Origin of the sequence: Halomonas sp. (genome assembly GCF_052095695.1) — a bacterium.
Taxonomy (GTDB): Bacteria; Pseudomonadota; Gammaproteobacteria; order Pseudomonadales; family Halomonadaceae; genus Vreelandella.
Genome location: NZ_JBQDLQ010000090.1, coordinates 1 through 13996 on the forward strand (window position 1 = coordinate 1; position 13996 = coordinate 13996).

Consider the following 13996-nt stretch of genomic DNA (forward strand, 5'->3'; position numbering starts at 1 on the left):
CTCAAAGCCTCTGAACGCTGGACGCACCCGGTGCAGAACTGGAATTTGACACTGTCACAGATGACCATCCATTTACCCGAGCGCTTGGATGATTACATCAGCCTGTGAGCGGGTCTGCGTGACACAGACTTTTGAACACCCTCGCGCGCTTCAGGACTATTTTTACCAACTTTTTATGTTTCCACAATTATTTATAAGTTCGTTTTCGACTCATAGCAGCACCTCAATTGCTGACTGATATTGTCGCTAATTGAAGTATCCAATTCCATTACAAGTTGCACAGTTTGTGTTTACAGGCTAATGATTTTCAATCACTTTGCCTACTTGCAGTACTTTATAGTCCGTAAAAGCCTTACCAATTAACTGTACACCAATAGGTAGCCCATCAGCATCTTGACCATAAGGTAGGGTCAATGAAGGCAACCCTGTCACATTACTTGGCGCACACAGTCGCACATAAGCATCGCTGACACTTTCGTGACTTCCATCTGCGCTAACAAATACTTTTTGATCTTTCCACGCTGCCGTTTGCGGAACCGTAGGCGTTAACAAGACATCTATATTTTCAAACATACCTTGCCACGCTTTTTGAATCATTCCTCTTGCTCGCTGAGCTTTTAGATAATCCGTTGCAAGCAACAGCTGCCCTGATTCAATCAATATTCGCACATCTTCCCCGTACAACTCAGGTGATTGTCGTATCGTTGCCCCGTGAACCGATGCTGCTTCGGAAACCATTATCCCCCATTGCGTGGGGATTAAGTAATCACTTAAAGGGATATCCATTTCGACCACTTTAGCTCCTTGCTGCACCAATAAATCGGCCGCATGGTAAACAGCCGCTGCAATGGGCTCAGCCACGTGATCAAAATAATAGTTACGAGGAACACCCACAGTTAAGCTTGCCATATCGACTGGCCTGAGTTTCTGCTGCCGATCTGTCTCCTGTTTCGCACCTTCCACATCGTATTTGCCAGCGTCACCAATCACCTGACACATTAAATACACGTCCTCGACGCTTCTTGCCATCGGCCCAGCATGATCCAAAGACCAGGACAAAGGGGTGATGCCATCTACAGACATTACCCCATAAGTCGGTTTAAATCCGACAATGCCACACAAGGCTGAAGGAACGCGAATCGATCCTCCCGTATCAGTACCCATCGCACCCCATACGCCACCATAAGCAACTGCCGCCGCAGAACCACCACTGGAACCACCGGGCGTTCGCAGTCTATCCCGTGGATTAGCTGTTTGTGGTGTGGTTAAACCGAAAGCAAACTCATGCGTGTGCGTTTTCCCGACGATAATGGCACCGCCTCGTTGCAATGCTTGCGCCACCGCACTGCTCGATTTAGCCTGATGCCCAATGCGCTGTTGAGAGCTCGCCGTTGTTGGCTTACCCGCCATATCATAAAGATCTTTCAACGCGATAGGAATTCCATGCAATGGTCCACGATAATGCTCTCTGGCAATTTCATCTTCCGCTTGCCTGGCCTGTTGCCGTGCTTCCTCCTCCCAAACCGATACAAACGCATTAATGTGCGGTTCGTTGTGACGGATGCATTGTATCGCCAGATCAACCAGCTCAACGGGCGACAACTTCTGCGCGGCAACTCGCTCGCTCACTTCAGCCAACGACATATTGATCACTTCGTTCATCCCCTACTCTCCCCCCACTGAATACTGAAAAGCCGGAGCACATGTCTCATCACAAGGCATTTCATCTAATTTTCCGACCACATTTCTGATGTGAGCCACCACATTGGCAATAACAACCGCCCGCTCCTCTGGCAGATCAAGGTGCAAACCTCTGGCCAAAGCCATTGTGTCTTCGACAGACATCGGCGTAAAAACTAATGCGCTCATGACAATGCTCCCCCCTGCGCTGCTCTACGCTTTAAAAACAATAAAAAGATGGCCACCAACACCAATGAACCGATCAACACACCGTATACATTGACCGCGGTTAATAGATCCGTTTTTTGCGCAACATAGCCAATAGCAATGGTTGGCAAACTGTGCGCCAAATAACTTTCCGTGTAAAACACGCCCATTAACGATGCCCTTTGATGTGGTTCAGCCAAAGACAACACACTGCGTAAGGAACCCAAAAAACCCGCACCAAAACCAAAACCCGCCGCAATAGAACCGATCATCAGCATCAGGCCGCTTCCCGTATTCGCGCCTAACAAAATAACTGCCAAACCGACCAACAGGGCAATCGCGCCAGATGAAATAGTGACGAAAGACGTAAAATTACGCGCCACAATCACCGCCAACCCTCCCGTTAGGGTCAATGCAGCAACAACACTGCCCCCCAACCAAGGTGAATGGAGATGCAAAATATCGATAATGAGCGAAGGCATGAGCGACAAGTAAAACCCGCCGAGCATCCACACCGCCATATTAACGGGCGTAATCAATAGAAAAGCCTTACGAGCTTGCATAGGCACCGTGATCTGCGGCTTCAAACTGGCCAACGCGCCAGAGGCTTTCGCTGAGGTTTCAGGTGCAAACCAAGTCAACAGTGCCGCCACGATCAAAATGGACAACAATAATCCGAACACCAACTGAGTCGGTAACGGTGCATAAATCATCAATGCCGTACTACCTAATGCGCCAAGCGCCATCCCAAACATAGGCGAAATGCTATTAATTAACGCCCCCTTTTCACGGCTAAGATCCAATATGGCCGCACCTACTGCGGCAGTCGCCAAGCCAGTCGCCACCCCTTGAATAGCTCTGGCGATGATCAACACTCCTGCGTCACTGGCACCTAAAAAAGTAGCCATCGCAACCATCTCCAACAAAAGCGCAGACAAGATGACAGGTCGTCGACCGACAAAATCAGAAAGGCGCCCAGTAAAGAGTAACGCCAGCAACAATCCCACCGCATAAACAGCGAATACGGTCGTCAGTGTCGTAGCACCAAACCCCCATTGATCTTGATATAGATGATATAAAGGCGTTAGCGCGCTGGATGCCGCCAGAAAAACTATTAAAATTACGGTATACAGAATCGTCGTCGTGGAAGATGAGAGCTTCCAATGAAAACGATTATCCGATTCCAAACAAGTACCCGTTGACATAATACATCCTTAATGCAAATATTTTGCTTTAAGGATGATAGTACCAACCCGCCTCTAAAGCAAGTTTTTTGCTTTAGAGGCGGGTTGCAAGCTAAAAAAAGGAACACAATGAACGATAAAACAGCACCTCGTCCTGGTGGACGCAGTGCGCGAGTACAGACAGCTGTTCATTCAGCCGTCCGTGAGATTCAGAAAAAATTTGAGCACGAGCGACTCACCGTGCCCAGCATTGCCGCTCGTGCTGGCGTGAACCCGACAACGATTTATCGACGTTGGGGCACATTGGATAGCCTACTTGCAGATGTCGCTTTAGAACGCATGCAGCCAGAACAAATCCCTGAGGATTTTGGCAACCTACACGACGACCTTGCGAACTGGATGGAAGCCTTTATTGATGAAATGGCGTCCGATCCTGGCAGAGCCATGCTTAGAGAAGTGCTGGGTACACAAGGCCATGCCTGTACGGGAAAATGTGATAATTACATACGCCAACAGATAGAAGTGATCACAAAAAGGGCAGACGACCGACGCGAAAAAAGCTTAGCCGTCGATGAAGTTGTCCAATTCATCGTCGCGCCTCTTATGTACCGTATGCTCTTTAGCGATGAAACATCAAAGGAGAAGGAAATCGAATCGCTCATCCGTACTACGATATCGAACACTGAATAAAAGAGAGGCCAGAGTTAATATTTTTTAGGGTATCCAGAGAAAGTGTTTGATGGCGGCATGAATTACTTCTCAAGAACCTGGGCCACGACCTCAATATCCAGTTTATCTCCGCAACTGAAAAGCGTACTGCAGCACTTCGGCTGGCTTGCTAGATAATGAGCTGATACCGATCCGCTTGCTCTCGACAATTGTAAAAGCCTGAAATAAGGCGGAGAGCTCGGAGTCTTTAAAGTGGATCATGGAGATGCCATTTGTCGCGCGGAACCTACCCCCAGAGAGGTAGCCAGCATCCCCATCTCTCAGGAAGTCCACACCGAAGACCTCTCCTCCAGGGCGAAGTACCCGGGCAATCTCTGCCACGATCATGGTCTGATGGCGGGGACAAGGCACGCTAGTAAGTAGGGCTGCGATGACGACAGCATCGAAGGTGTCGCTGGAGTCGGGTAAGTGAGTGGCATCGGCCACACGCAGGTCTAAATCTGGCGTTTGAGAATGCCCTCGTGCCACAAGCTGCGGAGAGGCGTCATAACCAATCAGGCGACAGAAACCCCGCGCACGCAGGCTCGCCATTGTCCGTCCGTAGCCACAGCCTAGATCCAGGATGCGAGACTGTGGAGGGATTCTCTCGGCAATGAAGTCGATATCCAGTGGGACGGAAAACGTCACCGTGTCGGCTACATCGTCCCAGGTAGTGGTTGTCGTCACTAAGACATTCCTAAGTGCCTATTCAAAATTAATCGCGTGATCAGTTCCATATTCACCGAGTAGACGGTGTACCTCATCGCGTAGGCGATCAAACGAGAAATAGGCACTCATGTGCAGCCAAGTGTATTTAATCTGTCGCCACAGAATATCGATCAGGTTCAGTTCTGGTGAGTAGGCACTCGAATTGCGAATGCGGCGGCGTTAGACCAATCTTTGAAACCTTTCGCTTTAGAAAGAGAGTTCGGCGCAAGCTCTGACTGCAAAACCGCGGAACGTAACTCCGGCGTCTGCTTGAGATATTATTGGCTACTTACTACCTTCAAACTTGACCAATGAGCCGCAAACGCCCACTGATCCGCTATTTGTTCGATGATCTTTTCCTTCGGCATCCCTGCTCCATGACCAGCCCGGGTTTCGACACGAACCAAGTGGGGTCGTGAGCCAGTATCTCCGACCTGTATGGCTGCGATGTACTTGAAGGTGTGTCCAGGGACGACTCGATTATCGGTATCAGCCGTTGTGGCAAGAATGGCAGGATAGCTTTTGCCTTCCTGAACATTGTGATAAGGCGAGTATGAGAGCAAATTATTGAAGTGTTTCTCTTCTTCGGGACTCCCGAACTCGGTGATCCAGAGTTGACCACCGGTAAATAGGTGATAACGAAGCATGTCCATAACGCCAACGCCAGGCAAGGCTACTGCATAAAGATCTGGACGCTGGTTCACAACCACGCCTATTAAAAGCCCGCCATTGGATTCGCCCTGGACTACCAAGCCATTTTCTGGAGTGATTCCCTCTTCCTTAAGAAACTCACTGGCCGCGATAAAATCATCGAAGACATTCTGCTTATTCTCCATCTGACCAGCACGGTGCCAAGCTTTACCATACTCGCCGCCACCACGAATGTTGGCTACCGCTAGAATACCGCCTTGCTCAATCCAAGCCATCTGAGCTGGTGAATATATAGGCACCGAGCTGATACCGAAGCCCCCATACCCATAAAGAAGTGTGGGTGAAGGACCATTGTCACCCTTACGCCGGACAGTAAAGAGAGGTACTTTAGTACCATCCCTGGACGTAAAGAAGTATTGTTTGACGATGATCATTTCGCGATCAACCTGTGACGTCGGCTGCGCCCATACTGTGGAAGTATTGGAGTCTACGTCATAGCGATAGACGGTAACCGGCGTATCGAAGCTGGTGAATAGATAAAAAGCTTCATTGTCATCGCTCTTGCCCTTGAAACCACCCGCACTGCCTATTCCTGGTAGCTGAACCGAGCCATCAGCAGTACCATCGAGTTTGAATCGGCGCATCTGCGTATATGCATCGCGAAAATAAGTGGTGAGCAAATACCCGCCCAGAATCGAGGCGTTGTTCAAGACAGCTTCATCCTCGGGTACGACAAGGTCAATCGTCAGTTCCGCATCGGCAATATCTAGAGCGACTATTTTTCGCCGTTCGGCATCTTGGCTGGTCATGATAAAAAGTCGAGTGCCCTGACTACCGATCACCGACCATTCAGCTTCGTAATTAGCAATCAATATTCGAGGAATCCAGTCTTCACTAGCCAAATCAACGACCGCTAAAGCATTCGTGCCAACGCCTAAAGTGGAATAGATAAGCAGGTAGGTTCCGTCATCTGTTCGGTCGGCAAGGTGCAGGCATCCAGGGTTATTCGGCGTGGCATGAATTAGAAGATCACTGCTTTGCGGTGTACCTAAGGCATGGAAATAGATGGCGTGGTCGGCAATGCTCGCCGCCGAGTTCGCCCCACCTTCTGGTTCAGGAAAGCGAGAATAAATAAAACCTGAAGCGTCTTTCTTCCAAATGATTTGGGTAAAGCGAACCCAATTTACCGCTTCTTCCAGAACCCCGCCTGTCTCAACATTGAGCACTCGGATAGTACGCCAGTCGGTTCCCCCCTGCTGCACACCATAGGCAACGAATGCGCCATCATCGGATACGGCCCACTCTGCCAGCGCATCCGCACCGTCATAGGACCATGTATTGGGATCGATTAGAATGCGTTCGGCTCCAAAGACACCTTCACGCACATAGAGAGAAGGCTGGCTGTCGAGTCCAAGGCTCATGGTAAAAAAGTATCGCTCACCACATTTTTGAGGAGCAGTGTACCCCTCTTGATCGTAAAGCTTCTTCAGATGATGTCGGAAAATGTCGCGACAGGGCAGAGTCGCTAGATAATTACTCGTTAGAGAACGCTGGGCTTCCACCCATTCCGTGACTTTTGGATCGGTACGCGCATCCTGTTCAAGCCAGCGATATGAGTCTACTACCTTGTGGCCGAAGAGCTCGTCTACTACATCAACACGTTTAGTATGAGGATAGGTAAATCTTGACATTATGACTCCTGTAAGCGAGCGCTTATGAGAAGGATTTGGTGCGAAAAAAGAGGTATTCAATCGACGCCGCCCACACTTAATCAAGTCCTGTTGAAAATAAGAGAACTGCTACTGCTCTCGAAATTAACATTGAAGGGGATCTTGCAGCCATCAATCACAAAGAGTTCTTTACCCAACAAACCTTATTCGTGACACACTAGAAGCACTTGCTCGAACAGAGCCTCAATATCTTCGGCATGACGGCTGACAAAGCTTGCCAACGTGGTGAAATGGGGCACAGTATCGCAGGAGAGCACTTTGAAAATATCTTAATGGGAGATCATCCCTGCCATTGCAGGATCTGCGCCAGAATAAGAAATACCGTGGCGATGGCGATCCAGAGTAAGAAGAGTGGCAGAAAAAAATGCACCCATTTCGACCATGGAACACCGGCGATGCCCAGTGTCGCCATGAAATAGCCGGCTGTGGGGTAGAGGATATTGCTCATGCCATCGCCAAGCTGAAAGGCCAGTACTGATGTCTGTCGAGTAACACCGACGATATCTGCCAATGGCGCCATAATGGGCATGGTGACGAGCGCCTGGCCACTACCGGAAGGAATGAAAAAGTTGATACCGAGCTGAGTGGTGAACATGCCGATGGCAGAAAGGACTGGGGGTAACTCGCTCACCAGCTGCCCCATGGAAAATACCATAGTATCCAACACTTGACCATTTTCCAGAATGACCGCCACGCCACGTGCAATACCGACCACCAACGCACCCATCATAACTTCTCGACAGCCGTCGGTGAAGGACTCACAGATTGTTTCCCCCGCCAATCCCGCTGCAGTTCCGACGAGTAGTGTCATTAGTATGAACAGGCCTGAGATTTCAGTCATGTACCAGCCCAGGCGGGTAACGCCGAAAATTAAGACCCCGAGGCACCCTAGGGCGAGTAGCGTCGCCAACCACTGACGCTTGGAAAGATGAGAGTCAGAGTAATCTACGATTTGTTGATATCGTTCACGCTTGTCGCACTCGATTGCGTCATCTGCCATCAAGCCTCTTTCAGGGTTGCACGCCAAACGATGGGCGTATCGCATGATATAACCGATCGAGATCGTCAGTAGCACGGCCAGCAAAGCAATTCGCAATGGGTAGCCTGAATAGAGAGGCACATCGGCTAATTGTTGGGCAAGACCAGTATTAAGCGGATTGAATACGCCGACGGAATAGCCCAGGCCGGTAGCGCATAAGGCCACTGCGGCGGCAACGATCGAGTCATAGCCGAGAGCGATCAATAAGGGTAACAGGATAGGCACGTAAACCATCGATAGCTCGGGTACGCCAATGAACGATGCCAGTAAGGCGAATACAATCATTAGTGTTGGAATCAGTAATAGGCGGCGACTGGCGAAACGTCGGCTCAGATTCTCGACGCCCAACTCGATCAGGCCAGTTCGTCGTAGTACCGCAAAGGCACCGCCAACAATAAGAACAAAAAACACTATCTGGGCCGAGCCAATCAGTCCTCTCGGTATGGCGAGCATCAAATCCATGAAATTGGCAGGAGAAGCGACCACGGTGTGAAAGCTGCCTGGATCGATTACGGGGCGCCCACCGGGGCCTGGGATGCGCGTGTACTCCCCAGCTGTGATGAAATGTGTCGCCAGGGCAGCCAGACCGATGCAGGTCAATAAAATGATGTAGATGTGCGGTAGTTTGAGACGGCGACGCTTGTCGATTGGTACTCTTGAGAACGTGGTCATCGTAGATATCCTGTTATTTTATTGAGATAGTGCGCTTATTCTAAGAAAAGTTGTCGATCTCGGCAGCAAGCACGGCGAGACAATCGCCGGCGTCGACACCAGCGAAGGTGCGCGCGCAGACGACAATACCGTTGCTTTCAAAGTAAAACTCGCGAGGGGGCTGCCAAGGCTCGTAAGGATCGTACAGACGCCCAGATAGTTGACCTTCGGTAACAGTCTCTCCCAGCCGGAAGCAGGGCTCGAATATCCCCGGGCGTGGCACGAAGAGATAGTGACGGCGTCCCTGTACTTCCAGCCACTGCGTTTTCCACAAAGCGGGGGGCGGTGGTTCGATTATCATGCCTAAGCGATGGAGCACTCTGGCCAGGCCGCTCTCGACGATCTCGAGGCAATCGGGATCGCAGCGCGAGCTACCACCAAACTCTCCTCCCATGAACCAGATGCCTGCACGTGCAGCGGCGCTGGAGTAAGTGCGATCCTCGCCCAGCATGTCCAGCGCCATAGCTCGCGGTGCCGAGAAGGCCTCGATTAGTGCGAGATAATCCGCGCTGGCACCTGCGTCGATCGGCGGAAAAGTTAATAACGTAGGCAGATGGTCGAAAGATGCACCGCCCGCGTGTAGATCGATTGCACCATCCACGCGCGGAAACAACTCGTGTTCTACGTAATGGGCAATCATTTCGGTAATACTACCGTCCCGTCGACCTGGAAATAGGCGGTTAAGATTGCCACCGTCGATAGGTGAGGTGCGCGACGCGTTCAGAATGGCTGGGAGGTTGAGTGAAGGAATAACGATCAATGTACCTTGAATGCTTCCTTCCCCAAGTTGATGTATCAGCTTTTTGAGGGCGATGGGCCCCTCGTATTCATCGCCATGATTGCCGCCGGTAAGTAAAACGCTTGGCCCCTCTCCCCCGCGTATGACGGTAATTGGGATAGGGATATGGCCGTAGGCAGATCGATCCCGTGAATAAGGTACCTGTAACGTACCATGCTGAATGCCATCTCGATCGAAAGCGACCTGGGTAGTGATTAGGCTAGGCGCATCGGTTCTTGTATTGGACACCGTAGAATCTCGTATAAAGCAAGTGTGTCATCACCTTAGACCGATGCTATAGATAGGAGTAATGCTTATAGATGTTTGGGTTGATGCCTCAAAGGCATTACTGGTGCGTCATGCGCGTCATATTCAGAATCGCCAGAAATGAGCGTAGAGCTGGGTTGGAGTTGGATGGGGAATGAACGAAAGATAGTGTCAATGGTATAGACAGATCGTCTAGTTCCATCAGTTCGACCAGTGCCGGCGGGCGAAACCGGTTGGCCGAGTTGACGATGGCCGCCCCCATGCCCGAAGAGACCAACGAGAGAATGGCGGTTTCGGTTTCCGCTGTTTGAATGCTGCGCAACGACACTCCTAGCGACAGGCAAACGCTTTGGAGATGGTCGAAATAGGAGGGATAGATATGGCGAGGAAAGGTGATGAAATCTCTGTCTGCTAAATCCACCAGTTTGCGAGGTGGTGGCGTTTCGGATAGCCAAGAGCTGGGTAGCGCTGCTACCACGTTATGTGAATCCAGAGCTAGCGTTCCCAAGCGCGGTGCTACACCACTAAACGGATAGATGAAACCACCATCCAGGCGCCGGCCCTCCAATTGGACGAGTTGATCGCTAGAGTTGAGTGGTAATAGTTCGAGATCGACATCGGGGGCGTGCTGCTTGAAATGCATTAGAGCCTGAGGCAGTCGACCGCCCCAGGTTGCGTTTTCGACGAACCCCAGTGATAGCCTTCCGCTTAGACCCTGTGCCATACGGACGGCTTGTACCTTGGCGGCTTCGAGATCAGCGAGGAGCCCCTTGGCCCGCTGTAGAAACATCTTGCCTACTGGTGTTAGCGCGAGCCCCCTGGCGGAGCGTAAGAACAGTGTTGCACCCAGCTCATCTTCAAGATCATGGATCTGACGCGATATCGTCGGCTGGCTTATATGCAGCTGCTCGGCAGCTGCATGAATGCTGCCGTGCTCAGCCGCTGCCACAAAATAGCGGAGATGACGCAGCTCCATGGATGAGAGTCCTTATCAAATGTCTCTATGTACAATATGCATGAACGACACCAATATCTCTACTCGCGGACTCAAGAGAAGGTGAAACGTTTGATGGTCATCGTGTGGTGCAGAACATGAAGCGTCGAGCCTAGTCACTGATGCCTCTTAGGCATCGGCAGGGCTAGGAAAAAGCATTAGCCTCGCTTTGGGGCGAGCATGATACTAGTGTCATGACAACGTCGTGTTTCAATACACAGGATTAATCCAGTAGGTGATGCTGTGAAAATCGCTCCTTTCAACCGTATGCTCAAAATTAACCGTTCTCAAGTTGGTAACGCTGAAATCCTCCGAGTGACCGAGCAGATTGCGAAGCTGCCTACTGCGCAATTGTTTCCGGATCATCAGGATGAGCTGGCAACCATCGATTTACCGAATACGATCGCGGTGTCAATCCATAGATGGGTCGTGCGAACGCCGCAGCGTCTGATCGTAGTCGACACGGCTACCGGTAACCACCGAGATCGCGACGGTAATCCATTATTTCACAACTTACAAACTCAATATGCCAAACGACTAGCTGCAGCGGGTGTCGATCGGCGGGCCGTCGATACTGTGCTAATGACGCATCTGCACACTGATCACGTAGGGTGGAATACTTATTGTGAAGATGGCCATTGGCTGCCAATGTTTCCCAGCGCACGTTTTTTTCTGCTGCCGAACTCGATCACTGGCAGCGCGACCCAGCACGCGCCACGATTATGGAAGACAGTATTCAGCCCATACTTGATGCTGGGCTTGCCCAGACCATTGATCCGTCGGCCGGGACAGCACTCGACGAACTGCTGATCTATCACTCATCACCAGGACACAGTCCGGACCATGCCTCTATCGCCCTGAGGTCACAGGGCGAGTACGGCTTGTTTGGCGGTGATGTCATGCACCATTCGATTCAGGCACTCTATCCTCATTGGAGCTCCGCATTCTGTGAAGACAAGGTGCGCGCTGAGACCTCTAGAAAGTGGGTGCTTGATTAGTGTGCAGATCATGACGCGCTGTACTTTAGCTCTCATTTTACCGAGAGTTCGGCCGGGCGCATTACACGATCGACTGACGACTCTACGTGCTATTACTGGCGCTTTGTATAAGAGAGGAGAGCGTTTAAATGCCAGTCAAAAATTTTACCACGGCCTCGATCGATTCGCTGATTGCGGGGCTTGATATGGGACGCTGGAGAGCACTCGACTTAGTCGAGGCGACCCTTACCCGCATCGGGGAACTCGACACGCAGGGGCCGATGCTTCGTGCCGTCGCTTATGTTTTTGCGGGCGAAGCTCGGGACGCAGCGATCGCCAGCGATGAACGTCGCCGCATGGGTTGCCCATTGGGACTATTGGACGGTATTCCAATACTAATCAAGGACAATATGGATGTGGCGGGTTGGCCTACGACGGCAGGCTCGCGTGCACTGATTGGTCTGAATGCCGTACAAGATGCCGAGATTGTAAGCCGCCTGCGGCATGCGGGCGCCGTAATCGTTGGCAAGTCCGCAATGCATGAACTGGCTGCCGGTATTACTGGCGCCTCTTCGCTGACTGGTTTTGCCAGAAACCCATATGCGCTGGATCGCTCCCCCGGTGGTTCGAGCAGCGGGGCGGCTGTGGCCGTGGCAGCGGGCTATGTGCCGCTGGCCATTGGCAGCGATACCGCAGGCTCCGTTCGTATTCCTGCAGCTTTCAATCACCTCTATACACTACGTGCCTCGCGTGGCTCCTTGCCTTTGGACGGCATTCTGCCGCTATCGCCGACGCAGGATATGCTTGGGCCGCTTACTCGCTATGTCAGCGACCTGGAGCGTGCGTTTGCTGTTTTGTCCGACCAACCCTATGTCGCGACCGAAGGCAACACTGATTTTTCGATCGGGGTACTGGATGCCTGGTTCGAAGATAAACAGAGTAGTGGCAGTGAAATTTCAGCCATCGCGTACCGAGCGATAGCGCGACTGGAAACCCTTGGGGTACGGCGTACGCCGTTTGAATTTACAAACCTTAGAGAAGTGGTTGTTAGAGCTAATGTGATCGCCTACGAATTTTCCACCGCGCTGGCGGCAGATCTAGCGAAACGCTCGGGTAGCCCGGTCTATTCACTGAAGACCATTGTCGAAAAAGGACTACACCACGAACAGATGGCGACTCTGTTGCGTAACCGGGCTAATCATGTCGGTGTGGATAGTCCTGGTTATCGGCAGGCCCGTGCACGCCAGGATGCGCTGCGTAAACAAATCGAAAGCGCAATGGCAGATCAGGGCCTGAATATGCTGTGTTACCCGACGATGCGGCATCCGCCTACAATGCTTGGTGGAACCCAAGGCGGCATCAATACACTGTTGGCGCCGGTGACCGGAATGCCAGCCATCAACCTGCCCATCGGGTTGGACAGCCAGGGTTTGCCTGTCGGACTTGAGCTACTGGCACGCTCGGGTCATGAGGCAGTTCTGTTGGCGGCAGCTCGTGCATGGGCTGAGATAGGGAGTGGGTGGTCGTTACCCAGGGCGATCAGGGGGCAAGGCGCTGACTGAAAAAGGCCGGGTAGCCACTGCCCAGGGTGTTGGCCGATTCATGGCGGCGGACTGCGCCCGTAATCAATATGCCCTTAGGCAAAACCGCCGTTGGCGCGAATAACCTGTGCGTTGATCCAGCCACCTTGCTCGCACGCCTGGAATGCGACGGTGCTGGCAGTGTATTCCGGCTGGCCGAGGCGTTCCAATGGTGCGATATTCGCCTGCGTCTCGATCAGTTCAGCGAAGTTTCCGTTGAGGAAGAAATCGTTGGCGACCGGCTCTGCCTTGACCGCGTTGACCTTGGCCTGCCAGCCACGCAACTCGTTGGCCAGCTCGCAGGCAGACGGCTAGTACGAATGGCCGGAGCAGGACGGTCGCAAGCAGCCCCACTATCTGCCCCGCCGCGGTTCGCCGACATCTGGATGGATCGCCTGGACGGCGAGCCTGGCTGCACCATCCTCACTGAGTCAGTCCATGACGTCGCTAAGGTTATTCACCCGCGCATGTCGTTGATCCTGCACTCGCAGCTCCTCGAGCCCGGACTCGATATTGAGCTGACGGACCGCGAGACGATCAGTCACTTGATTCCCCCTTCGCACGCCCAGTCGACTGTTCTGGTCAACAAAACCGGACACATTAATTTGCTAATTTCTCATACTGAACCGGTGATAAATCATTGTTCGATGAGTGTAGTCGGTCTAAATTGTAATATTTAATGTAAGCCCTAACATCATTGATCATATGCTCGCGAGTTGGCTGATGAACCTTAAATATCCAGTCATGCTTTAAGCTACCAAAGAACCGCTCCATTGGGGCAT

General features: G+C 51.7%; 13 protein-coding genes and 2 pseudogenes. 4 read left to right on the forward strand and 11 right to left on the reverse strand.

Translation table 11 applies throughout. The features are described from left to right. Nucleotides 1-297: 297 nt before the first annotated feature. The 3 genes from ACTH5D_RS14695 to ACTH5D_RS14705 are packed head-to-tail and all read right to left on the reverse strand — an operon-like array spanning nucleotide 298 to nucleotide 3074. Nucleotides 298-1662 carry an amidase gene (locus tag ACTH5D_RS14695; protein WP_441672529.1) on the reverse strand — a complete coding sequence of 455 codons (1365 nt, stop codon included), beginning with the start codon at nucleotides 1660-1662 and terminating at the stop codon, nucleotides 298-300. Between the two features lie 3 nt (nucleotides 1663-1665). After that, nucleotides 1666-1869: a hypothetical protein gene (locus ACTH5D_RS14700; RefSeq protein WP_441672531.1), complete on the reverse strand. Its 204-nt coding sequence runs from the start codon at nucleotides 1867-1869 to the stop codon at nucleotides 1666-1668. After that, nucleotides 1866-3074 (reverse strand): MFS transporter, encoded by a 1209-nt coding sequence (locus ACTH5D_RS14705; RefSeq protein ID WP_441672533.1) that lies wholly within the window; start codon nucleotides 3072-3074, stop codon nucleotides 1866-1868. Before ACTH5D_RS14705 ends, ACTH5D_RS14700 begins: the two co-directional genes overlap by 4 nt. 126 nt (nucleotides 3075-3200) lie before the next feature. On the opposite strand from ACTH5D_RS14705, the gene ACTH5D_RS14710 reads away from it, so the two are divergent. Further along, entirely contained in the window at nucleotides 3201-3761 is a 561-nt protein-coding gene (locus ACTH5D_RS14710) for a TetR/AcrR family transcriptional regulator (protein ID WP_441672535.1), read from the forward strand. 102 nt (nucleotides 3762-3863) lie between these two features. Here ACTH5D_RS14710 and ACTH5D_RS14715 read toward each other — a convergent pair whose 3' ends face one another. The 6 genes and pseudogenes from ACTH5D_RS14715 to ACTH5D_RS14740 all read right to left on the reverse strand — a co-directional run bounded on the left by ACTH5D_RS14715 (nucleotide 3864) and on the right by ACTH5D_RS14740 (nucleotide 10639). Continuing rightward, a complete protein-coding gene (locus ACTH5D_RS14715) occupies nucleotides 3864-4466 on the reverse strand; it encodes a class I SAM-dependent methyltransferase (protein ID WP_441672537.1) in 603 nt (200 codons plus the stop codon). Nucleotides 4467-4484: 18 nt separating this feature from the next. After that, nucleotides 4485-4646 (reverse strand): annotated as a pseudogene (locus ACTH5D_RS14720) (IS630-like element ISHsp2 family transposase); the annotation flags it as partial. 119 nt (nucleotides 4647-4765) lie between these two features. After that, a complete protein-coding gene (locus ACTH5D_RS14725) occupies nucleotides 4766-6829 on the reverse strand; it encodes a prolyl oligopeptidase family serine peptidase (RefSeq protein WP_441672539.1) in 2064 nt (687 codons plus the stop codon). Nucleotides 6830-7148: 319 nt separating this feature from the next. Continuing rightward, nucleotides 7149-8579 carry a YfcC family protein gene (locus ACTH5D_RS14730; protein WP_441672541.1) on the reverse strand — a complete coding sequence of 477 codons (1431 nt, stop codon included), beginning with the start codon at nucleotides 8577-8579 and terminating at the stop codon, nucleotides 7149-7151. A 40-nt stretch (nucleotides 8580-8619) separates the two neighbouring features. Continuing rightward, entirely contained in the window at nucleotides 8620-9645 is a 1026-nt protein-coding gene (locus ACTH5D_RS14735) for a succinylglutamate desuccinylase/aspartoacylase family protein (RefSeq protein WP_441672543.1), read from the reverse strand. A gap of 97 nt (nucleotides 9646-9742) precedes the next feature. Continuing rightward, nucleotides 9743-10639 carry a LysR family transcriptional regulator gene (locus ACTH5D_RS14740; protein ID WP_441672545.1) on the reverse strand — a complete coding sequence of 299 codons (897 nt, stop codon included), beginning with the start codon at nucleotides 10637-10639 and terminating at the stop codon, nucleotides 9743-9745. Between the two features lie 285 nt (nucleotides 10640-10924). On the opposite strand from ACTH5D_RS14740, the pseudogene ACTH5D_RS14745 reads away from it, so the two are divergent. From ACTH5D_RS14745 to ACTH5D_RS14755, 3 genes and pseudogenes are all read left to right on the forward strand, one after another. Continuing rightward, a pseudogene (locus tag ACTH5D_RS14745) lies at nucleotides 10925-11269 on the forward strand (MBL fold metallo-hydrolase); the annotation flags it as partial. 26 nt (nucleotides 11270-11295) lie between these two features. Continuing rightward, a complete protein-coding gene (locus ACTH5D_RS14750) occupies nucleotides 11296-11655 on the forward strand; it encodes a hypothetical protein (protein ID WP_441672553.1) in 360 nt (119 codons plus the stop codon). A gap of 128 nt (nucleotides 11656-11783) precedes the next feature. Further along, complete coding sequence (locus tag ACTH5D_RS14755; protein ID WP_441672547.1) at nucleotides 11784-13196, forward strand: amidase; 1413 nt, start codon at nucleotides 11784-11786, stop codon at nucleotides 13194-13196. Between the two features lie 74 nt (nucleotides 13197-13270). Here the strand turns inward: ACTH5D_RS14755 and ACTH5D_RS14760 are convergent, their stop codons facing one another. Further along, nucleotides 13271-13498, reverse strand: a complete 228-nt coding sequence (locus ACTH5D_RS14760) for an SDR family oxidoreductase (protein WP_441672549.1) — start codon at nucleotides 13496-13498, stop codon at nucleotides 13271-13273. 316 nt (nucleotides 13499-13814) lie between these two features. After that, nucleotides 13815-13996: IS3 family transposase (locus ACTH5D_RS14765; RefSeq protein WP_441672551.1), on the reverse strand; the 182-nt coding region annotated here is incomplete at its 5' end.